General features: G+C 36.5%; 27 protein-coding genes and 1 pseudogene. 4 read left to right on the top strand and 24 right to left on the bottom strand.

What is annotated here, in order from left to right:
• Positions 1-6 precede the first annotated feature (6 nt).
• Positions 7-1542 carry an AbgT family transporter gene (locus tag AC806_RS10135; RefSeq protein ID WP_014125600.1) on the top strand — a complete coding sequence of 512 codons (1536 nt, stop codon included), beginning with the start codon at positions 7-9 and terminating at the stop codon, positions 1540-1542.
• Positions 1543-1623: 81 nt separating this feature from the next.
• Here AC806_RS10135 and AC806_RS10140 read toward each other — a convergent pair whose 3' ends face one another.
• Both AC806_RS10140 and AC806_RS10145 read right to left on the bottom strand, forming a co-directional pair.
• The gene (locus tag AC806_RS10140; protein ID WP_014125601.1) at positions 1624-2043 is read right to left on the bottom strand and encodes a PH domain-containing protein; all 420 of its coding nucleotides are present in this window, start codon (positions 2041-2043) and stop codon (positions 1624-1626) included.
• Between the two features lie 106 nt (positions 2044-2149).
• Complete coding sequence (locus tag AC806_RS10145) at positions 2150-2587, bottom strand: VOC family protein (protein ID WP_014125602.1); 438 nt, start codon at positions 2585-2587, stop codon at positions 2150-2152.
• 278 nt (positions 2588-2865) lie between these two features.
• Here AC806_RS10145 and AC806_RS10150 point away from each other — a divergent pair, with 278 nt between their 5' ends.
• Positions 2866-3396, top strand: coding sequence for a hypothetical protein (locus AC806_RS10150; protein ID WP_061840984.1), 531 nt, complete (start codon positions 2866-2868; stop codon positions 3394-3396).
• Between the two features lie 115 nt (positions 3397-3511).
• Here the strand turns inward: AC806_RS10150 and AC806_RS12325 are convergent.
• The 3 genes and pseudogenes from AC806_RS12325 to AC806_RS10165 form a co-directional block, all read right to left on the bottom strand.
• Positions 3512-5403, bottom strand: a pseudogene (locus AC806_RS12325) (endonuclease MutS2).
• Positions 5404-5952: 549 nt separating this feature from the next.
• The gene (locus tag AC806_RS10160) at positions 5953-6351 is read right to left on the bottom strand and encodes a GIY-YIG nuclease family protein (RefSeq protein ID WP_014125607.1); all 399 of its coding nucleotides are present in this window, start codon (positions 6349-6351) and stop codon (positions 5953-5955) included.
• Between the two features lie 41 nt (positions 6352-6392).
• A complete protein-coding gene (locus AC806_RS10165) occupies positions 6393-6803 on the bottom strand; it encodes a GNAT family N-acetyltransferase (protein WP_069029261.1) in 411 nt (136 codons plus the stop codon).
• Between the two features lie 149 nt (positions 6804-6952).
• Between AC806_RS10165 and AC806_RS10170 the strand changes: the two genes are divergently transcribed.
• Together AC806_RS10170 and glnA are read left to right on the top strand one after the other, a co-directional pair.
• Complete coding sequence (locus AC806_RS10170; protein WP_069029262.1) at positions 6953-9541, top strand: YfhO family protein; 2589 nt, start codon at positions 6953-6955, stop codon at positions 9539-9541.
• 211 nt (positions 9542-9752) lie between these two features.
• Positions 9753-11090, top strand: coding sequence for a type I glutamate--ammonia ligase (gene glnA, locus AC806_RS10175; protein WP_069029263.1), 1338 nt, complete (start codon positions 9753-9755; stop codon positions 11088-11090).
• A 97-nt stretch (positions 11091-11187) separates the two neighbouring features.
• Here the strand turns inward: glnA and truA are convergent, their stop codons facing one another.
• From truA to AC806_RS10270, 19 genes are all read right to left on the bottom strand, one after another.
• Positions 11188-11931: a tRNA pseudouridine(38-40) synthase TruA gene (truA, locus tag AC806_RS10180; RefSeq protein ID WP_061840779.1), complete on the bottom strand. Its 744-nt coding sequence runs from the start codon at positions 11929-11931 to the stop codon at positions 11188-11190.
• Positions 11932-12074: 143 nt separating this feature from the next.
• Positions 12075-12872: an energy-coupling factor transporter transmembrane component T family protein gene (locus tag AC806_RS10185; protein WP_069029264.1), complete on the bottom strand. Its 798-nt coding sequence runs from the start codon at positions 12870-12872 to the stop codon at positions 12075-12077.
• Positions 12869-13729, bottom strand: coding sequence for an energy-coupling factor ABC transporter ATP-binding protein (locus tag AC806_RS10190; protein WP_069029265.1), 861 nt, complete (start codon positions 13727-13729; stop codon positions 12869-12871). The genes AC806_RS10185 and AC806_RS10190 overlap by 4 nt, the downstream gene beginning before the upstream one ends.
• Positions 13705-14544 (bottom strand): energy-coupling factor ABC transporter ATP-binding protein, encoded by an 840-nt coding sequence (locus tag AC806_RS10195; protein WP_069029266.1) that lies wholly within the window; start codon positions 14542-14544, stop codon positions 13705-13707. The genes AC806_RS10190 and AC806_RS10195 overlap by 25 nt, the downstream gene beginning before the upstream one ends.
• A gap of 359 nt (positions 14545-14903) precedes the next feature.
• Positions 14904-15284: a 50S ribosomal protein L17 gene (gene rplQ, locus AC806_RS10200; RefSeq protein WP_014125615.1), complete on the bottom strand. Its 381-nt coding sequence runs from the start codon at positions 15282-15284 to the stop codon at positions 14904-14906.
• A 23-nt stretch (positions 15285-15307) separates the two neighbouring features.
• Entirely contained in the window at positions 15308-16246 is a 939-nt protein-coding gene (locus AC806_RS10205; protein WP_069029267.1) for a DNA-directed RNA polymerase subunit alpha, read from the bottom strand.
• 79 nt (positions 16247-16325) lie between these two features.
• Entirely contained in the window at positions 16326-16715 is a 390-nt protein-coding gene (rpsK, locus tag AC806_RS10210) for a 30S ribosomal protein S11 (protein ID WP_014125617.1), read from the bottom strand.
• A gap of 25 nt (positions 16716-16740) precedes the next feature.
• Positions 16741-17106: a 30S ribosomal protein S13 gene (rpsM, locus tag AC806_RS10215; RefSeq protein ID WP_014125618.1), complete on the bottom strand. Its 366-nt coding sequence runs from the start codon at positions 17104-17106 to the stop codon at positions 16741-16743.
• An 18-nt stretch (positions 17107-17124) separates the two neighbouring features.
• Positions 17125-17241 (bottom strand): 50S ribosomal protein L36, encoded by a 117-nt coding sequence (gene rpmJ / locus AC806_RS10220; RefSeq protein ID WP_069029268.1) that lies wholly within the window; start codon positions 17239-17241, stop codon positions 17125-17127.
• Between the two features lie 34 nt (positions 17242-17275).
• A complete protein-coding gene (gene infA / locus AC806_RS10225) occupies positions 17276-17494 on the bottom strand; it encodes a translation initiation factor IF-1 (protein WP_014125620.1) in 219 nt (72 codons plus the stop codon).
• Positions 17495-17679: 185 nt separating this feature from the next.
• Positions 17680-18327: an adenylate kinase gene (locus AC806_RS10230; protein ID WP_069029269.1), complete on the bottom strand. Its 648-nt coding sequence runs from the start codon at positions 18325-18327 to the stop codon at positions 17680-17682.
• Between the two features lie 62 nt (positions 18328-18389).
• Positions 18390-19682 (bottom strand): preprotein translocase subunit SecY, encoded by a 1293-nt coding sequence (gene secY / locus AC806_RS10235; RefSeq protein ID WP_061840777.1) that lies wholly within the window; start codon positions 19680-19682, stop codon positions 18390-18392.
• Complete coding sequence (rplO, locus tag AC806_RS10240) at positions 19682-20122, bottom strand: 50S ribosomal protein L15 (protein WP_014125623.1); 441 nt, start codon at positions 20120-20122, stop codon at positions 19682-19684. The genes secY and rplO overlap by 1 nt, the downstream gene beginning before the upstream one ends.
• A 44-nt stretch (positions 20123-20166) precedes the next feature.
• Positions 20167-20346, bottom strand: coding sequence for a 50S ribosomal protein L30 (gene rpmD, locus AC806_RS10245; RefSeq protein WP_014125624.1), 180 nt, complete (start codon positions 20344-20346; stop codon positions 20167-20169).
• A 13-nt stretch (positions 20347-20359) separates the two neighbouring features.
• Positions 20360-20860 (bottom strand): 30S ribosomal protein S5, encoded by a 501-nt coding sequence (gene rpsE / locus AC806_RS10250; protein WP_069029270.1) that lies wholly within the window; start codon positions 20858-20860, stop codon positions 20360-20362.
• Between the two features lie 20 nt (positions 20861-20880).
• Positions 20881-21237: a 50S ribosomal protein L18 gene (gene rplR / locus AC806_RS10255; protein WP_014125626.1), complete on the bottom strand. Its 357-nt coding sequence runs from the start codon at positions 21235-21237 to the stop codon at positions 20881-20883.
• 64 nt (positions 21238-21301) lie between these two features.
• Positions 21302-21838, bottom strand: coding sequence for a 50S ribosomal protein L6 (gene rplF / locus AC806_RS10260; RefSeq protein ID WP_014125627.1), 537 nt, complete (start codon positions 21836-21838; stop codon positions 21302-21304).
• Positions 21839-21868: 30 nt separating this feature from the next.
• The gene (gene rpsH / locus AC806_RS10265; RefSeq protein WP_014125628.1) at positions 21869-22267 is read right to left on the bottom strand and encodes a 30S ribosomal protein S8; all 399 of its coding nucleotides are present in this window, start codon (positions 22265-22267) and stop codon (positions 21869-21871) included.
• 35 nt (positions 22268-22302) lie between these two features.
• Positions 22303-22488: a type Z 30S ribosomal protein S14 gene (locus AC806_RS10270; RefSeq protein WP_014125629.1), complete on the bottom strand. Its 186-nt coding sequence runs from the start codon at positions 22486-22488 to the stop codon at positions 22303-22305.
• Positions 22489-22497 lie beyond the last annotated feature (9 nt).

Here is a 22497-nt window from a genome sequence, read left to right on the forward strand (position 1 = left end):
GTTCACGTGAACGATATAGAAAAACAGCAAAATAAAGGCTTTTTCGGTTGGATAGAAAGAGTCGGAAATAAATTGCCTGATCCTGTTATGTTATTCATTATTTTAGCTGCAATTGTCATTGTAATATCAGGCATCGCAGGTGCAACAGGCTTAAGTGTCGAATACTTTGACGCTGAAGAAGGAGAGAACCTTACAGTAGAGGCAGTTTCATTATTTTCAGCTGGAGGGTTAAATCATATATTTAATTCAGCTGTTGATAATTTTACTGGTTTCGCACCTTTAGGTACTGTACTTGTCGCTATGTTAGGGGTAGGCGTCGCAGAATGGACCGGACTTATTGTATCCACGTTAAAACGTTTATTATCAAATGTTCCAGCTTTCTTACTTTCAGCAGCTGTTATATTTGCAGGTATTATATCAAACATCGCTTCTGATGTAGGTTATGTTGTTATTATTCCATTAGGCGCGCTTATCTTCGCTGGTGCTGGACGCCATCCACTTGCAGGGCTTGCTGCTGCTTTTGCTGGGGTATCTAGTGGTTTTTCTGCAAACTTACTGATTGGTCCTACTGATGCTTTACTCGTTGATATTACAAACGCAGCACTTAATTCAGCAGGTATTAATTATGAAATGTCGATTACAGCAAATTGGTACTTTATGATTGTTTCTTCGGTTGTACTCACAATCGTAGGCGCTTTGATCACTGATAAATTTGTTGAACCTCGATTAGGCGAATACAAAGGAGACTATCGTCCAGATTTTGAATCATTGACCGATATTGAAAGAAAAGGGCTGCGTAATTCTTTAATCGTTTTAATCATCTATGTTGTTATTATGGCCTTTTTGATGTTCCCACAAGGAGCAGTATTTAGAAGTTTCGACGAAGCAATTGGCGCAGAGTCCATCAACGATTTCTTATCTACGGGTCTGCTTTTGGCAATTTTCTTATTATTCGCTTTACCTGGTTTAGCTTATGGGCTAACAGTGGGTAAAATTAAAAATTCTTCTGATTTTGTAAAAGGCATGACAGAGGCTATGAGTTCTATGGGAAATTATATCGTTTTAGCTTTCTTCGCTGCACAATTGATCGACTATTTCGAATTTACTAATTTGGGGACGATTTTAGCAGTATCGGGAGCTGACTTACTAGAATCTATTCACTTAACTGGTTTACCGCTAGTTTTAGGATTTATTGTCGTGGCTGGTTTTATCAACCTATTTATTGGTTCAGCATCCGCAAAGTGGGCGATCTTAGCTCCTATCTTTGCACCTATGCTTTACAATTTAGACATTGCACCTGAAATGACATTGATCGCTTATCGGATCGCTGATTCTTCAACTAATGTTATTTCACCATTGTTGAATTATTTCCCGATGATTTTGATTTTTGCTCAACGTTATGATAATAAAGCAGGTATTGGTACTTTAGTATCTACCATGTTAGCTTATTCTATGGCATTCCTAGTTACTTGGTCACTTCTATTAGTTATCTGGTTCTTATTTGGATTGCCAATAGGTCCTGGGGCAAGTATAGCTTTATAACAAGTTATTGTTCAAAAAACACCCACTTTTGCTATAGCAGTGGGTGTTTTTTATATCCAACTTATAAACATCAAGCTTTTATTAAACATATTTAGCTATTGCAGGATGATTAAGACAGGAATCCATATTTGTACTTTGCCAATGCATTCCTATAACCTTTTTATTACATCTGATTTTTATTTTTTCATTATCTGTGTGAAAAATAAATAAATTCGTAATTAAGCCCTTTTTAAAAGAAATATCAAATATATCGTCATAAGAAATAGTTGTGAAGCTTTCTTTAAAATCACCACTCATCGATAACAAAATCAACGTTAGGTAATTTTCACCCAAAACCATAATATATTGTTTCATAGACAGAGCACCTAACCCGCCAAACAAAAATAGACTAGCATTAGTAGCACCTGTCCTTCCATAAAGAACGTATTTTGAATGAGTAAAATCTATATCATGTGCTTTAACATAGTTAATCACATTTTCAATTTTTGTCGATTGATTCATAAGAAAGCCTCCTTTTGACCTATTCAGAAAAGTTTCTTAGCTATGATTATAGATTAAACTCTTCTTATTATTAAAATAAAAATTGTAAAATGTCTACAACAAAAAGTTAACCAATCTTTTCCGCCAATTCTAAAATGATACCTTCTGGTCCGCGTATGTAACACAGTTTATACATATTTTTATAGTTTTGTATTTCACCAATAAGCACTGCGCCCTTCTTTTTTACATCGGCAACAATAGCTTCAATATCTTCGACGGCAAATGCAATGTGGCGAATTCCTAAAGTATTTGATCCAGGGTATTGAATTCCATTTTTGTCAGCAGGCGAATGAAACTTTACCAACTCTATCATCGTTTCTCCTTCTGGTGTAGCTAACATCGCCACGGTCTCTTTTACATTACTAAGTCCTATGATTTTTTCTACCCACTCGCCTTTTACTTCGGTTTCCCCCAACTCCTTAAGCCCAAATTCAATGAAAAAAGTTTTAACATCAGCAAGGTCATCGACAATAATACCAACATGATCAATACGTTGGATTTTCATATTCTTACCTCCTCGTACCACCTACTGGAAGTCGTACCGATTGGCTTAAGTAAACAAAATGTCTAATTTTTCGAAATGATCATCTTTTGTATAGTTTACCATGAACAAACGCATATAAAAAGGCTTTCAAATATAGGCATAGAAAACTTGTACTATTTGCAGGCGTCAATTATACTTAAGTTAAATAAGTACACTGTAAATGTTAGCAAGCTATAAAACACCATCAAATGTAGAAACCTAGTTTATCTAAGCAAGCTTTTTCCTAAGGAGGATGTCCAATGGATTATCTTAGAGATATTGCCACGTCAGTTGTTATTTATGGTTTTTTTGCATTTGTTTGGTTTGGGTGGGCATTGGAAGGTCCTAAAAAGAGTTGGGAGAAGTATTTAATTATTGCTTGCGCTACTTCTTTCTTACTCGGCGTATTAGGCGTTTATCTAATTTTTACTTATCAAGAAGAAGCCAGTGTATTAACAGAATATGGACTATCCTTATGGTATTATATTATCGTTATTATCGAATTTTTAGTTGGAGGCATTGGTGCTTATTTGTTATATAAAAAGAAATCAGATAATTACATTGCGCCATGGATTTGTCTTATTGTAGGAATCCATTTCTCCCCTTTGGCTTTTATCTTCCAAGAACCTACGATGCATCTATTAGCTCTTTTATTTGTCGCTACGACAATTGTTACGATACAACGAATGAAAAACATTTCCTACAGAGCAAGCGCTATAACAGGCATTGGAGCCGGAAGTACATTGCTATTGTTTGCCGTATTTAACATCCTTCGACTTGTACTTGTTTAAATTTTGTTGCTACGATTCCTATGCTATCCTTTTACAAAAAAACCGGAAATAAAGAACCATAGAATAACTATGATTCTTTGTTTCCGGTTTTATCTTTCAGGAAATGTATAATCTATTAACGATGTTTGTTCCTATCCTCGGCTTGTTTGCGTAGTTGCTTTTGTACTTTTTTAGAGCCACGGTCAATATCTTTATTGAATTTTCTTTCATGAAAATCAATGAAGAGTTGCTCTAAATCGTAGTTTTCCGGATATAAGTGTTCCCTAGATATTTCTAGTGTCAAACGCTTCAAAAGCACCGTATAAAATTGTTTGTTTATAGAAATTTGTGCATGATCATGATCTTGGTAGCTATAGAAAAGGCCGCTCTCTTTTAACTCCTGACTCCAATGCGATCCCCTTTTTGAAAAACTGGCTGAGCAGAAGATTCTTTTAAAGAGCGTTGTGGTCTTTTCCGCTCAATTTTTGCCGTCGTATAATTTTTATCTACCAAATACTGTTGCGCATTCTGCAAAATTTCCGGATAAATTTCCATTTTTTGAGCAATCCAAAAAGCGTTGCTTTGACCTACTTGATTGAGTAAAAGTTGATATTTTGGCGTTAAAGTTGCTGAATCAAAGGCCATAGCTGCCGTTTGAAAATCTTCATGCTGCAAAGCAAAATCTTTAATCTCACCATAATGCGTGGTAGCAATAATGATAGCTTTCTTTTTATACATATATTCCATGGTAGCAATCGCCAAAGCAGCCCCTTCATTAGGCTCTGTGCCACTACCAAATTCGTCTAATAAAATAAGAGTATTGTCCGTTGTTTGGTGCAAGATATAACTGATATTTTGCATATGGGCAGAAAAAGTACTCAATGAATTTTCCAAGCTTTGCTGGTCTCCAATATCGATAAAAATTTTCTTGAAAATTCCTATGGAGGAATTTCCACCATGGTTAACACACAGCCCAAATCCTGTCATTAAGCAAACCAAGGCAATCGTTTTTAATACCACTGTTTTCCCGCCGGCATTCGGTCCAGTAATAATTAACCCGCGATTATCTACCCCTAGGGTCAAATCTAGTGGAACAGCATCTTGCAATAGTGGATGTTTTACCTGGTCGAAAATAAGTTCTTCTTGATCATTTATCGCGATCTTTTTGCCATCGATGCTCTGACTGTATTTTCCCCGAGCAAAAATACTATCCAACTCCACCACAATATCTATACAATAACCAATCGCCGTTGCTTGTTCAGCGATTATTCCTGTTAATGTCGCTAAAATTTGATAAACCGCTGCTGTTTCTTCACTTTTTGCAATAATTAATTGATCATTTAACTTGCGTACACTTTCGGGCTCAATAAAAACGGTAGTTCCTCAATTGGATCGCTCAATAATCGTCCCTGCGATTTTTGATTGAAAAGTTGATTGAATAGGTAAAGTATAACGGTCCTCTTTTTTTATGAACAGTCGCTCTTGTACCCAACCATTTGCCGTCGCTTTTTTCAACAACTTATCACAACTTTTTTCAATAGTTGCCTGGATATCAGCTGTTTTCCCGCGGATTTTCTTTAACTCTCGCGAAGCCTCATCTTTTACACGGTTTCCATCGACCTTTTCTTGAATAGTCGTAATAATCTTTTTAAATTCTGTTAGATCATTTGCATAACGAAATAAAGTCGGCGTCTGATATTGATTTTTTTCAAAGAAAGCAGCAATCAAATGAAAGGAACGTAAAAAATCGCTATATTCAGTTAATTCACTTGCTTCTAAGATAGCCCCATTTTCAATTTTCTTCGTTAAATATTTAATTTGACTCAAACCCATAAATGGGACATGTTGATTCGAATTTAAGATTGCCAATGCTTCTTGCGTCTCGGTTAACCTTTTTTGCACCATATTATAACTAATAGCAGGTTGCTTGTTTTCTAATCGTTCTTTAGCATAATCACTAATACATCGATCAATAACGTTTTGCTTAACTTTTGTAAATTCTGTTGCGTCATATAAAGCTGAATTCATTTTTTATATCCTTTCTTATTGGAAATAAGATATCCTAAAAACAACGAATTCACTCGTTTTCGTAAAAATAAGTTATTCTAACTTTTGAAATTTTCCATTGTGGTGGCTAATATTAAAGGCTATTCGAAGTAAAGGACACTACGCCTCGCTTCCGCTCGCCCTAGTACTGTTCATCATCTACTTTCAACTCCCCTTGGTCGCTGAATCGTAGTGATTCGGTTTGGGGAACTACGCTCGCTCCTCTCGCCTAGTACTGCTCATCATCTACTTTCAACTCCCCTTGGTCGTTGAATCTTAGTGATTCACAGCAAAAAAGGCGACAGGAAGCCCCATCACCTTTTTAACATTCATTGTTTTCTCAGGTATCTAAAGGCATAACAAATAAGCTTGCCAAAATTTTAGCTTATTTGTATTCAATTGCTAATTTTAGATACCTACGACACTCATCAAGCAACCTCTTTCTTTAGAAAACGAGTTTTATTTCCATTTATTCTAAGATAATTTCTACTACTTGTCAAAGAAAGCTAATGATCTCTAAGAAAAAATGATTTAATGAAAAGTTAGCATTGGATTTTTTTCAGTATAAAATAAATGCGATACACATTTACAATCAGAGGAGCCAAAGCCTTTTGCTGGAATGCTTCCATTATTTCTTTCTCGCAATCCTGCAAAAAGCTGACATTCACCATCTTTACCTGAATAAGTTTGGACTTCTTCTATCTTTAAAAAAGGACGCAGATAATCCAAATGCCAACGCTGCTTTTTTTCTACTGCGATATGTCTATTGACCCTTGAGCGAATATTACGTTTGGCACTACCTACATAAACGTAATATCCTTTTTCAAATGCAAAATGACCCAGCTTGCCTATCTGTATACTTTCTTGTCTTTTAGGAAGGTACCCTTTCACCGCATAAAGTGTATGACTTTCTTTGATTGATTTCTTCATTTTCATCCACCTTTTAACTACTACTAAAAATTATTTTAACCTCAATAAATGCGATACATCCCCACTGAACCTGGCGCAGTATAACAAAAACCAAACTGTTGATACAATTTATTGGCCGGACTATCAGCAATTAAGCTAACATATGAGCCTTTAAATGTATGAGTGTCTAAATAGCCCATAATTTCTGTCATTACTTTTTTACCGAGACCTTTTCTTTGATAAGAAGGGTTTACAGCAATATCTACTACATGAAAAACAGTGCCCCCATCGCCAACCACCCTTCCCATAGCAATTAAGCAATCTCTATCATAGATCGTAACAGCAAACAATGTATGCGAAAGACCAATGACAACTGCCTTATTATCTTTAACGCTAAGTCCTGCTTTTCGCCTTAATTGGTTGAAATGTTCAATCTTTGGTATTTCATGTCTGATTTGATAATTTCTCTCCATATCTTCCCTTCTTTCTCTTATTATTCTAAATGAATAGCCAAATTACGTTTTTTATAAATATTGTCTATACATGCTTAGCTAATGTTTTGTTCTATGGTAAACTGTCATGAAGTATGGATAAATTTTCTGGTTGAAGGGGTCTTTTCGTAATGATAAAAGATTTTTTACAAAAAAACAAATGGTATATGATGGCAAGTTTCTTTATTCCTTTTTTAGTAATGGCCATAATGTATCTAACAATTGGCATCTATCCCGGCAGTGATCGAAGTGTTATGGCAAGTGATGCCTTCTCCCAATTTTCTAATTTTCATGCCAGTTTTCGCAACGCTTTGTTAGGTGAACAAAGCTTTCTTTATACTTGGAATGCATCATTAGGATTAAACTTTCTTTCTCTAATTTCTTATTACCTAGGGGGCTTTTTTACCCCGCTTGTGTTATTTTTTCCTAACCAACTAATGCCTGACGCGCTTTATTTTTTAACTTTAATTAAAATAGGTAGTGCTGGATTAAGTTTTTGGTTCTATGCAAGTCATCGCTTCAAAATTGCAAGAGGCAGTCACATAACGCTAGCAGTCTGCTATGCGCTAATGTCTTTTGTTACTGCACAATCCGAGCTTATTATGTGGTTAGACGCCTATATATATTTACCTTTAATTATTTGGGGAATCGATCGACTCATTCAAAAACGTAAACCAAAACTCTTATTTATTAGTTATTTCATGCTATTTTTCACTAGTTTTTACTTAGGGTTTATGATTGGCGTTTTTTCTTTTCTTTACTTTTTAATTCAGTTATTTAAAAATTGGAAAAACAATAAAAAAAGTATTTTACCTTACTTTACCACCTCATTATTAGCAGGTGGCGCGTCAATGATCATCATTTTACCGGCGCTATTAGATTTACATGCCAATGGAGAAGAATTAACGCAAATTACTAACCTTAAAACAGAAGCAACAAGTGCTTTTGACTTTTTTATCAAAAATATGATCGGCGTCTATGATACAACTAAATATGGCGCCATTCCCTTTATTTATATCGGTCTACTACCTCTTGCTTTTTTTATTTTTTATTTTGTCATTAAGGAAATTCCTTGGAAAGAAAAAATTCTTTACGGACTATTGGTTGCATTACTAATAGGAAGCTTTTATTTTGTTCCTTTAAATTTATTCTGGCACGGGATGCATGCACCAAATATGTTTTTGTTCCGTTATGCTTTTTTATTATCCTTTACGGTAATCATGTTAGCTGGATTTGCTTGGGAAAAATTAAACGAAACAAATGAGCGAAGGTTATTTTACTCTTTTATCTTTTTAGCTATCGCCTTTGTCTTTACTTATCTTTTAGTCTGCAAAACACGAGAATATCTAGAACCTATTTCATTGATTTTAACTTTATCATTTCTAACCGTCTATTGTGTGATCTTTTTTTCCTTTTATACAAAAAAATTCTCTTTTAAACAAGCTGTGCTATTTTTACTGATATTTGTAACAGCTGAAATGACGATTAATACAAATAGCATGCTACGTGGTATCTTAGATGAGTGGAACTACGCTTCCCGGGAATTGTACACAGAACCTTATCCAGCAATCAATGAACTCGTTGAACAAACCAAAGAAGAAAATGATAGTTTCTATCGTTTAGAAAATCTTGATCCAGTTTCTGCCAATGATAGCTTTAACTATGGTTATAGTGGAATTAGTATGTTTTCATCTATTAGAAACCGAAACACTTCTGGTTATATGAACATGCTGGGTTTCCGTTCGAGGGGAACGAGTCTAAATATTCGCTATCCTAATAACACGCTACTGATGGATAGCTTAATGTCAGTCAAATACAATTTAAGTAAACAACCAATTAACAAGTATGGTTTCAGACAAAAAGATACAAGCGATGACTATCAATTATATGAAAATCAAAATGCATTACCTTTAGGCTTTTTAACCGACCCTTCTATTGACCAACTGACACAGTTTGAAAATGATAATTTGGCCAACCAAACAAACTTAATGAACCAATTAGCTGATACAAAAGAAAACTTCTTCCAATTTCAGCCAATCACGGTGACTGATTTGAATAATATAAGTATTGAAAATCAAGGAGCACATACAAAATTTAGTGAACAAGAAGGAAATGTCGCTAAAGAAGTCACTTGGAAAGTCAATGTACCGGCCCACTCTCAAGCCTACTTAAGTCTATTCCCAACAAATTTTGGAGAATTAGAAAGTTCTACAGCAACAATCACAGTAAATGGGCAACAAAGAGAAAGTAAAATTGACATTAATGGACAATATTATGATTTAGGTTTTTACGACCAAGCACAAACCGTCGAATTTACAGCAAGTTTTTATGGTACCGAAGATATTTCTTTCCAAAACCCACAGGTCGTTACCTTAGATACTGATGCTTTTCAAAAAAGCGTAGGTAAAATTCAAAATAATAGCGTTGAAATGCAAACAGGAAAACGTAGTGCTCAAGCTAAAGTTGACACAAATACAGCACAAAAATTAATTACCACTATTCCTTATGATGGCGGTTGGCAAGCAAAAATCGATGGAGAAAAAGTCCCTATTGATTCCTTCCAAGACGCTTTTGTCAGTCTACAAGTCCCAGAAGGAAAACATACTATAGAGTTTACTTACTGGCCACAAGGATTTCTTTTAGGCCTAGGATTGTTGATCAGCTGTACACTTTTATTTGTTGTCTTTGATTGGTATTACGAAAGAAGATATGCAAAATAATTTTGTTAATTAAGATAGTTTTATGTCATTAAACATTACATAAAACTATCTTTTTTTAATTTTTTTATTGAAATTTTATTATTTCTGGAGATTCGTGTTATATTTCCTTACATATTTTCATTGACAAATAAAAATAAAATTGCTATATTACTTCTATCAATTATAAAAAATATTTTTTTATAATTGATAACTTTAAAAAGGGTGGGATCACATGGAAAAATCAGAAATAAGTGCAGATGATATAAAAAGGATAGTCAAGGAAGAAAATGTCCGTTTTTTACGTTTAATGTTTACTGATGTTTCTGGGATTATCAAAAACGTAGAAGTGCCTATCAGTCAATTAGATAAAGTACTAGATAATAAATTAATGTTTGATGGCTCTTCTATCGAAGGATTTGTGCTTATCGAAGAAAGCGATATGTATCTTTATCCGGATTTATCAACTTGGATGATTTTTCCTTGGGAAAATGAGTATGGAAAAGTAGCACGTTTAATCTGTGATATTTATAATCCTGATGGAACTCCTTTTGCTGGAGATCCAAGAGGAAATCTTAAAGCTTCATTGGCAGAGATGAAAAAGTTAGGTTTTACTTCCTTTAATTTAGGACCAGAGCCAGAATTTTTCTTATTTAAATTAGATAGTAATGAAAATATCACTATGGATTTAAATGACACAGGTGGATACTTTGACTTATCCCCAACAGACTTAGGAGAAAATTGTCGTCGAGATATTGTATTAGAATTAGAAAAATTAAATTTTGAAGTTGAAGCTTCCCACCATGAAGTGGCTTTCGGGCAACATGAAATTGATTTTAAATATGCTGATGCTGTTGAAGCATGCGATAATATTCAAACTTTTAAACTTGTCGTTAAAACGATCGCGCGAAAACATGGACTACACGCCAGCTTTATGCCTAAGCCTTTATTTGGCATTAATGGTTCAGGGATGCATTGTAATATGTCATTATTTAAAGACGGTAAAAATGCCTTTTATGATGAAAAGGGCGAGTTACAATTAAGTCGTAACGCCTACCATTTTCTAGCTGGGCTACTAAAACATGCACGATCATTTACGGCGATCTGCAATCCTACTGTGAATTCCTACAAACGACTTATTCCGGGTTATGAAGCTCCTGTGTACATCGCTTGGTCTGGGAGAAATCGATCCCCTTTAATCCGTGTACCAGAATCAAAAGGAACTTCTACACGCTTAGAGCTACGTTCGGTCGATCCTTCAGCTAACCCTTATCTAGCTTTATCTTTACTTTTACAAGCCGGGTTAGATGGTATAAAAAACCAACTAATGCCACCTACACCTATCGATCGCAACATTTATCACATGGAAGAAAAAGAGCGCGTAGAAAGCGGCATTTATGCTTTACCTTCAACACTAAATGATGCGTTAACGGCTTTATCTGAAGATGAACTACTTAAAAATACACTTGGCAAACATATCTATAATAATTTTGTAGAAGCTAAAAAGAGTGAATGGACAACTTTTTTGTCCTCTGTTTCCGAATGGGAAAAAGAACAATACTTAACACTATAGTAAACTAAACAAAGTAACAAAAATAAGAGATGTACTATCGCTAAATAGTACACCTCTTATTTTCATAGACTATTAAATAAAATCTTTACTAACCTTCTTATTCGTACTTAACCTCTTTTAAATATAAGCCTTCCGGATGAGCCGTAGGACCAGCTAAACTACGATCACATGCAGCAATAATTTGCGGTATTGCGTCTTCAGAAATACGTCCATTGCCAATTTTTAACAACGTCCCTACCATAATTCGAACCATATTATATAAAAAACCATCTCCACGAAAAGTAAATAACAGTTCATCACCGGTGTCATTAACTTCCATCTTCGCCTCATAGATAGTGCGTTTTTTATTGTTTACTTCACTTTTTATGGAACAAAAAGAAGTAAAATCATGAGAACCTAAAAAATCAGGAAGAGCTCTTCTTATTCGTCCCAAGTCTAATTCATAACGATAATAACTACTATAAAACCGACGAAAAGGGCTACGAGCTTTCCCAATATCTACCCGAAATTCATAAGTCTTTTCTTTAGCTAGATAACGAGAATGAAAACTATCTTCTACAAGCTCTATCTGTTTTACCGCAATATCTGCAGATGTCTGTGTGTCTAAAGCAAAACGTAATTTTTCTAATGGACGTTTGACTGGCCAAGCAAAATCAATAACCTGTCCTAAAGCATGTACACCAGCATCTGTACGTCCAGATCCATTGATTTTAATTTTTTGATTTGCGATTTTAGATAATGTTTTTTCTAATTCGTCTTGAACCGTACGTCCGTTGATTTGACTTTGAAAACCGCTAAAATTTGTACCATCATAGGCAATAATTGCTTTGTAACGAACCATTTTTTCCTCCTTCATAAAAAAAGAGACAATAAAAGAATCAATTAACTTTTGTTGTCTCTTTTTCTTAAATTAAGCACGTAACTTTAGCAAACTTATGTGCTTAACCACACTAGTTTAACTTTCTTATGAGGCTATTTCCTTTTTTAAGCTCTTAAATAAATTAAAGCGGCCGTTAAAAACCCGTAAGCACAAACAGAAATGGTATCTTTCTTATGCCAGTGCAATATACGATATTTTGTCCGTCCCTCTCCTCCTTGATAACCACGAGCTTCCATCGCTGTTGCTAAATCATCCGCACGATTAAAACTAGACACAAATAAAGGAATGAGCAGCGGAATAACAGCTTTCATTTTTTGGATCAAATTTCCTTCACTAAAATCAACACCACGCGCACGTTGCGCGTTCATAATCTTTTCAGTCTCATCCATTAACGTTGGCACAAAACGTAAGGCAATAGACAGCATCAAAGAAATTTCATGAACTGGAAAATTGATTGCATTTAAGGGACGTAAAATGAATTCAATCGCATCTGAAAGTTCCAATGGGGGAGTTGTTAATGTTAGTAGAGTAGACATGAATATAATTAATACAAAACGACAGAAAATAAAAATCCCATTTTGTACGCCGAACTCTGTAATCTGAAAGACGCCCCACTCCCAATAAGTCTCTCCTCCAGAAGTAAACAGAACTTGTAAGGCAACAGTAAATAATATTAACCAAAGTAGCGGACGAACACCGCGCAAGAAAAAACCAAAGTCAACTTTTGATAAATAAATACAAAAAAGGGTAAATAAACCTAAAAGTAAATAACTTTGCCAATTATTGGCGAAAAAAATGATCCCAATAAAGTAAAAACTAGTAAGTAATTTCGCTCGAGGATCTAAGCGGTGAATTAGCGAATTTCCAGGAATATATCGTCCAAGAATCAACTTGTTCATCATAATGATTCTCCTCCTCTAGCCACTAATTCATCGGCTAATTCATTTGCGGTAAGAGGCAACTTTTTAAAAGTCATCCCCTTTTCTTCTAAGCGTTTAGCAAATGCAGCCGCAGTAGGAACGCCCAATTGTTTGTTTTGCAACCACTCTATATTTTGAAAGACTTTTTCTGGCGTCCCATCTTTTACAAGTTGTCCTTTTTCTAAGACATAAACATAATCGGCATAATCAGCAACATCATCCATCGAATGTGTAACTAGCACAATGGTCATATGACGAGCCTTATGTAAATGTTCGAATATCGCCATCATTTCTCGACGTCCCTGTGGATCAAGTCCTGCCGTGGGCTCATCTAGTACTAAAACTTCTGGTTCCATGGCTAATACGCCAGCAATAGCCACTCTACGCATTTGTCCACCTGATAAATCAAAAGGAGAACGATCAAGATAACTTTCGTCTAGCCCTACTAATGTTAAATATTCTTTTGCTAATTTCAATGCCTCTTCTTCTGACACACCAAAATTTTTCGGACCAAAGGCAATATCCTTTCCCACTGTTTCTTCAAACAACTGCGATTCAGGAAATTGAAAGACAATGCCCACTTTTTTTCGAATAGGCTTTAAATTTTTATTATTTGTTTCTGGCGTGATCGTTCGCTCGCCAATCTTTACATTACCTGAAGTTGGCTTCAATAAGGCGTTTAAATGCTGTAAGATCGTTGACTTCCCACTACCTGTATGCCCCACCAAAGCATTATAAGTTCCTTCTTTAATCGTCATATTGATATCATATAAAACGCGCTGTTCAAAAGGTGAGCCCGGTTGAAAAGTGAAATTTACTTGTTCAAAAACGATGTCCATAACCAGTCGACCATCCCTTCTTCAGTTAAGTATTTTTCAGGTACAGAAACGCCACGATCCTCTAATGATTGTTTTAACCTTTCAGGAAATGGCAAATCTAATCCTTTTTCTATTAAATTAGGCCCTTGAGAAAAAATTTGAGCAGGTGTTCCCTCGTCCATCAATTGTCCTTCACGCATTACAAGAATTCGATTCGCATTGGCTGCTTCATCAATATCATGAGTGATGGATAAAACGGTTAACTGATATTTTTCTTTCACTTCTTTTAGAATAGAGATCACTTCTTGACGACCCTCAGGATCTAACATACTTGTTGCTTCATCAAGAATAATAATATCGGGGCGTAAAGCTAAAATTCCTGCAATTGCTACTCGTTGTTTTTGTCCGCCAGACAACCGCGCAGGTTCTTTGGCCGCAAAATCCGTTAGTTTGACTTGCTCTAAAGCTTCCTTAACTCTAGGAACCATTTCTTCTCGGGGAATGCCTTGATTTTCCATCCCAAAAGCGACGTCGTCTTCAACCGTAGCACCTACAAATTGATTATCTGGATTTTGAAAAACCATACCTACCATCTTACGTATCGTCCAAATATTCTCTTCATTTAATTCCAATTGACCCACAGAGATATTTCCTGTTTCTGGCAATAAGAGTCCATTTATCGTTTTAGCCAGAGTCGATTTGCCTGATCCATTATGCCCGATAATCGCTACCCATTCTCCTTTATTTACAGTTAGCGATAAATCTTGCAGCGCAGGTTGCACTTGATCAGCTTGATAGCGAAATGTAATATTTTTTAAACTTATGATAGGTTCCATGGTTGCTCCTTTATGTAAAATAGACTAAAAAGTACTTAAGACAAATTCACTATATTCATTCACAAAAATTAAAAGCTATCTGATTCTAACTAACACTACCAAAAAAAAGTTAATATTTCAATTACTCTAATAAATAGTCCACAACGTTTTCTTTTACTTTCCATTAGCTATATATTAGATTTATAGCAAATCGAAACTAAAAAAAAACACTTTATGATGAATGCCTGCTCCCTGATAATTCAGGGAGCAGTGCTGAGCTAGACTCGGAAAAAAATATTTCCAACATCATAACACTCTTAAAATCATCGACAAAGTGATGCTAGCCATTAGTTTAATTACTAATACTGCTTCAGTAGATTTTAGACAAGTTCTAGGATAGCCATTGCTGCAGCGTCTCCGCGTCTTGGTTCAGTCTTCAAGATGCGAGTATAACCACCTTGGCGCTCTTCATAGCGAGGAGCGATATCATTAAAAAGCTTTTGTAAAGCTGAATCAATAATAATCTCTTCATCCTCTTCACGCACATTAGCTACTTCATTACGTACAAAAGCAGCTGCTTGGCGACGTGCATGCAAATCACCGCGTTTTCCTAGTGTAATCATTTTTTCTGCTGTAGAACGAACTTCTTTGGCACGAGCTTCTGTTGTTTCAATTCGTTCGTTAATGATTAGATCAGTTGTTAAATCACGCAACATCGCTTTACGTTGGTTAGATGTGCGTCCTAATTTACGATAACTCACGTGGTTTCCCTCCTTCGTAAAAATTAATCGTCTTTACGTAATCCCAGACCAAGATCACTTAATTTTGATTTTACTTCTTCAAGAGATTTACGGCCCAAATTACGTACTTTGATCATTTCTGGTTCAGATTTATTTGTTAATTCTTGTACAGTATTAATACCAGCACGTTTTAAACAATTATAAGAACGAACAGATAAGTCCAACTCTTCAATTGTCATTTCTAACATTTTTTCTTTTTGTGTTTCTTCTTTTTCGACCATGATGTCTGTATTTTTCGCTTCATCGGTCATATTCACAAAAATTTCTAAATGGTCTGTAAGGATTTTCGCTGATAAACTTAAAGCGTCAAGTGGTTCAATCGAACCATCTGTCCAAAGTTCCATTGTCAGCTTATCATAATCACCCCGGCGACCAACACGTGTATTTTCTACTTGATAATTCACACGACGAACGGGTGTATAAATTGAATCAACTGGAAGTACACCAATGGGCATATCTTCTTTTTTGTTTTCGTCAGCTTGAACATACCCACGTCCAGGTTGCACTGATAAGCGAGCATGAAATCTTGTACCTTCTGCCACCGTACAGATATACATATCTTTATTAAGAATCTCTACATCACTATCAACGATGATATCGCCAGCAGTTATTGTAGCCGGTCCAGTAATATCGATTTCAAGGTTTTTTTCTTCTTCGCTATAAAGTTTTAACGCAAGACCTTTAATATTCAAAACAATTTGCGCGACATCTTCACGAACGCCCTTGATCGTTGAAAACTCATGTAACACGCCATCAATTTGAATACTTGTGATTGCTGCTCCTGGTAAAGAAGATAACAAAATACGACGCAGGGAATTTCCTAATGTAGTTCCATAGCCTCTTTCCAGAGGTTCTACGATAAACTTGCCATAATCTTTCTCTTCATCAATCTTTGTGATTCTTGGTTTTTCGAATTCAATCATTCTTATCTCTTACCCCTTTCAAAACGAAAAGTGTCTTGTTCAATGACATAATTTTGAAACTCAAAATGAGCAGCACTCATTAAACACGACGGCGTTTTGGAGGGCGGCATCCATTATGAGGAACTGGTGTTACGTCACGAATCGCAGCCACTTCCAATCCTGCTGCTTGTAATGAACGAATTGCTGCTTCACGTCCTGAACCTGGGCCTTTTACAGTTACTTCTACATTTTTCAATCCGTGTTCCATTCCTGATTTTGCCGCAGTTTCTGCTGCTAATTGAGCGGCAAATGGTGTTGATTTTCTACTTCCTCTGAATCCTAATGCACCTGCTGAAGACCATGATAACGCGTTACCATGTTGATCAGTGATCATCACAATTGTATTATTGAATGTTGAATGAATATGTGCAATTCCAGATTCAATATTCTTTTTCACACGGCGTTTACGATTCACCTTTTTTTGTGCCATGAAGTTTAACCTCCTTCATTAGAAATTATTTTTTCTTGCCTGCGATAGTTGTTGCGGGGCCTTTACGTGTACGGGCATTATTTTTAGTATGTTGTCCACGAACAGGCAAACCACGACGATGACGCATACCGCGATATGAACCAATCTCCATCAAACGTTTGATATCTAAGTTCACTTCACGACGAAGGTCACCTTCAACTTTTAGATTATCAACAGCTGCGCGGATCGCGTCAGTTTGTTCGTTGGTTAAATCACGAACACGAACATCTTCAGCAACGCCTGCTTCTGCTAAAATACTTTTAGCAGTTGTATCTCCGACACCAAAAATATAAGTAAGAGAGACAACTACTTGTTTTTCCCGAGGAATATCTACTCCTGCAATACGAGCCATATCTTATTACACCTCCAATTATCCTTGACGTTGTTTATGTTTTGGATTTGCAGAACAAATCACCATAACGCGTCCTTTACGACGAACGACTTTACAATTATCACACATTGGTTTTACTGATGGTCTTACTTTCATAATACTTACCTCCTATGGTTTTACGTAAGTACAATTATTTAAAACGATACGTAATACGACCACGACTCAAGTCATAAGGCGAAAGTTCAACAGTCACCTTATCTCCCGGTAAAATACGAATATAGTGCATTCGAATTTTGCCAGAAACAGTCGCAAGAATCTCATGGCCATTTTCAAGCTCGACTTTAAACATTGCATTTGGTAAAGTTTCGACGACTGTACCTTCAATTTCTATCATGTCTTCTTTTGCCACGCACAGTACCCCCTTGTACTTGTTTCGCAACTTTACGCGATAAAACGGCGGAAACCTGTGTCGTGTTCCCACCTTAACTTCTTTTCAACAATTTTCTATCAATCTAGAAGTCGGACTGATATATTTTAGCATAATGTCTAACTATTTACAAGAAAAAGTTACTAGAACACGAAAAAGAGCAAGAATTACTTCGTTAGAATTTGTTGAATTTCCGCAAAAACTTCATCGATCTCACGATTTCCATCAATAGAATATAGCAAGCCTTTTTTATTATAATGTTCCAAAATAGGTTCGCTATTTTTAACATTGACTGAAATACGATTTCTGACAGTTTCTGGTTTGTCATCCTCCCGTTGGTAAAAATCATGTCCGCCACAACGATCACAAGTTCCTTCCACTTTAGGAGGGTTAAATATCTTGTGATATGTGGCACCGCAATTGCGGCAAATGTAACGACCAGATAAACGCTCAACCAGCACCTCTTCTGGCACCTTTATCTCAATAACAGCGTCAATCTTTTTACTTAAATCTTGCATCATGTTATCTAAGGCTTCTGCTTGATCTAACGTACGAGGAAAACCATCCAATAAAAAGCCATCTTCGGTATCTGATTCAGCTAAGCGTTCTTTAACGATTCCGTTCGTTACTTCATCAGGAACAAGTTCACCTTTATCCATATAAGACTTTGCTTCTAAGCCAAGATCTGTTTTTTTAGCAATTGCTTGTCTGAACATATCTCCAGTTGAAATTTGCGGAATATTATATTTAGCAATAATTTTTTCTGCTTGAGTCCCTTTACCAGCTCCAGGGAGTCCCATTAAAACGAGGTTCATTTTTTATTCCTCCTGCAAGTTTTTCCAGTGTTGAGGAAAAAGCCCCAACACTACATAAAACTCTAATTTATGAAACCTGTGTATTGACGTTTTAGCATTAGACCTTCTATTTGTTTGGCAGTTTCAAGCGCTACACTAATAACAATTAATAAACTTGTCCCCCCCAAACCTATTGATTGTGGAAGATCCCATATCATGGATGCGATAATTGGAAGCAATGCGACTGCTCCTAAAAAGAGCGAACCCACTGTACTTAAACGCATCAATAACCTTGAGACGAACTGTTCTGTTCCTTTTCCCGGACGCACACTTGGAATATAACTTCCTTGCTTTTGCAAGTTTTCCGATAACTTCTCGGGATTTACTTGAACAAAAGCGTAAAAGAAAGTAAAGCCAACGATCAATGCACCATACAAAATAGCACCAGGTACTGTATTGTAATCAAAAAGTGTTTGAATGACATCAAACCACGTTTCTCCTCTAGCAGATCCAAAAGCCTGAATGATCGCATTAGGTGTTGTAATCAAGGAACTAGCAAAGATAACAGGAATAACGCCAGCAGCATTCACTTTTAAAGGTAGATAACTACTTGTTGGTGCTCCTGCTACACGTTTTGTATACTGAATCGGGATCTTTCTCTCTGCTTGTTGAACAAAGGTAACAATCGTTACGACCAACAACATCGCAATAACTAAAATAACCACAAATAAAATTGATTTCCAAAGGTCATCTTGGTTAATATTAATAAAATAATCTTCTGCTATTTCTTTGATTGAAACAGGTAAACGAGAGATAATCCCTGCAAAAATAAGCATGGACACACCGTTTCCGATCCCTTTTTCAGTGATCATTTCCCCCAACCAAGTAACAAACATGGTACCAGTGGTTAAAATAACTCCAATAACAACATAAGTTGAGATTGAAGGATTAGGAACAAAGCCGAATTGAGTAAAAACTTGGAAACCAGCCGTTAACGCAATAGATTGTAAAAAACCTATAAACAAGGTGATATAACGAGTCGCTTGATTCAGCTTTTTACGTCCCACTTCACCCTGTTTTGACCATTCAGTGAATTTCGGAACAATATCCATTTGAGCTAATTGAACAATAATAGAAGCAGTAATGTAGGGCGAAACGCCCATCGAAAAAATCGAAAAACGTTGCATCGCACTACCGCTAACCAAATCCAACATATTCATAAAGGGCAATTCAGAAATAGTTTGTAACTCTGCTGCATCGACACCTGGGACAGTAACATGCGTTCCAACACGGAATATAAACAGAATAAATATTGTAAACAAGATCCTTGATCTAATATCCTTGACTTTAAAAGCGTCCTTTAAAAGTTTTAACATCAGATCACCTCAATTGACCCACCAGCAGCTTCAATAGATTCTTGTGCTGCTTTAGAAAACTTCGCTGCTTTCACAGTTAATTTTTTGGTTACTTCTCCATTACCCAACACTTTAATGCCAGCTTTTTGTTTTTTTACAAACCCAGCTTCAGCTAAAACAGTGGGAGTAACTTCAGTTCCCTCTTCAAAATTATTCAAAAGGTCAACATTGATAATCGCATATTCTTTACGATTAACGTTGGTAAAGCCACGTTTTGGTAAACGGCGGAATAATTCTGTTTGACCACCTTCAAAACCAAGACGAGTTCCACCGCCTGAACGAGCCTTTTGTCCTTTTTGTCCACGTCCTGCAGTCTTACCATTACCTGATGATGAACCACGTCCCACGCGGTTGCGTACTTGACGTGAACCTTTTGCAGATTCTAGTTCATGAAGTTTCATGTGTTTGGCACCTCCTTAGTTAAAATCGATTCATCGAATCGTTGTTACACTTCCTCTACGTCCACTAAGTGTGCAATAGTTGCAACCATGCCTTTGACTGCCTCATTCGCAGGTTTAACAACAGTGCTGTTCACTTTTTTTAATCCTAACGCTTTTACTGTATCGCGTTGATTTTGAGGACGTCCAATAATACTGCTTTTTAATGTGATTTTTAATTCAGCCATTAGAATTGTCCTCCTAACCAATAATTTCTTCTACAGATTTGCCGCGAAGTTCAGCAACTTCTTCAGCGCGTTTTAATTCTGTCAATCCTTTAATTGTTGCACGCACAACATTGATCGGCGTATTAGAGCCTAAAGATTTAGATGTTACATCGGCTACACCGCCAAGTTCTAATACCGCACGAACAGGTCCACCTGCAGCAACTCCAGCACCAGCTTCAGCTGGTTTCAATAGAATATATCCACCACTGAATGAGCCAATGACTTCATGCGGGATTGTTGAGCCAACTATTGGTACTTCGATTAAGTTTTTCCTTCCGTCGTCAACAGCTTTACGGATTGCTTCTGGTACTTCCTGTGCTTTACCTGTACCAAATCCTACGTGCCCGTTTTTATCACCGACAACGACTAAAGCTGCAAAACGCATACGACGACCGCCTTTTACGACCTTTGATACTCGGTTGATCGCAACGACACGGTCTTCTATTTCCAAGTTATTTGGATCAATATAAGCCATGAATGGTGTTCCTCCTTTTTTTAAAATTCTAGTCCATTTTCGCGTGCAGCTGTTGCTAAAGCTGCTATGCGGCCATGGTAAAGGTATCCACCACGGTCAAAGACTACTTTTTTAATACCTTTTTCTGATGCACGGTCAGCAACTAATTTACCGACTGTTTCTGCTTGCTCAGTTTTTGTTCCACCTGAAATATTTTTATCCAAGGTAGAGGCACTTGCTAGCGTCACACCCGCTACGTCATCAATTACTTGCGCGTAGATGTTTTTATTAGAACGGAAAACGTTCAAGCGTGGGCACTCAGCAGTACCAGAGATTTTATTTCTCACACGTTGATGTCTTTTTTGACGTGTTTTATTTTTGTCTGGTTTTGTAATCACAATTGTCACCTCTTTAACTGTATTAGTCTAAGCCGCGATTTGTCTTACTCTTTTGCGGACTTGTTTATTTACCTGTTTTACCTTCTTTGCTGCGCACTTGTTCGCCAGCATAACGAATACCCTTGCCTTTATAAGGCTCTGGTGAACGAATACTACGAATCTTAGCAGCCACTTTACCAACAAGTTCTTTATTAGAACCTTTGATTATAATTTGGTTATTGGCTGGAACTTCAATGGTAGTCCCTGCTGGAGTTTCTAACTCAACTGGTTGTGAATAACCAACGTTTAAAATAAGTTTTGTCCCTTGTAATTGGGCACGGTATCCAACCCCCACAAGTTCTAATGATTTTTGAAAGCCTTCAGATACACCTACAACCATATTATTGAAGTTTGCACGGGTTGTTCCATGAATTGTTTTCATTTTCTGACTTTCGTTTGGACGGGTAAATGTCACTTCATTTCCATCGATATTAAATTTAATATCTGGTGAAAATGCACGAGTTAATTCACCGTTGGGTCCTTTAACTGTTACATCGTTGCCATCCATTTTAACTTCAACGCTTTCTGGCAATACAACAACTTTATTCCCAATACGACTCACGGAAAGACACCTCCTTGTGTATTTATTAAATTACCATACATAAGCGACAATTTCGCCGCCAACATTTTTTGCTCTAGCTTCTTTGTCAGTGATCACACCGTCAGAAGTTGAAACAACTGCAATGCCTAAACCATTCAATACTTTAGGTACTTCGTCAGCTTTAACATAAGCACGCAGACCTGGTCTAGAGATACGTTTCAAGTTAGTGATCACACGTTCACCATCTTTCCCGTATTTAAGGAATAAACGGATTACGCCTTGTTTGTCATCTTCTATATATTCAACATTACGAACGAAACCTTCATTTTTAAGGATTTCAGCAATGTCGTGTTTGATTTTTGAAGCAGGAACTTCTAAAACATCATGCCTTGCCATATTGGCATTACGGATACGTGTTAGAAAATCTGCAATTGGATCTGTCATGACCATTAGATGATTTACCTCCTTTTTGCGAGTTTACTTTTTTACCAGCTAGCTTTCTTCACGCCGGGAATTTGACCTTTGTAGGCCAGTTCGCGGAAGCAAATACGGCAAAGGTGAAATTTACGATAAACAGAACGTGGACGACCACAGCGTTCACAGCGAGTATATTCTTGTACTGAATATTTTGCGGTTTGTTTATTTTTAGCAACTTGTGACTTTTTAGCCAATTTCTTCGC

The sequence above is a fragment of the Tetragenococcus halophilus genome (assembly GCF_001712815.1).
In the GTDB taxonomy this organism is placed as follows: Bacteria; Bacillota; Bacilli; order Lactobacillales; family Enterococcaceae; genus Tetragenococcus; species Tetragenococcus halophilus.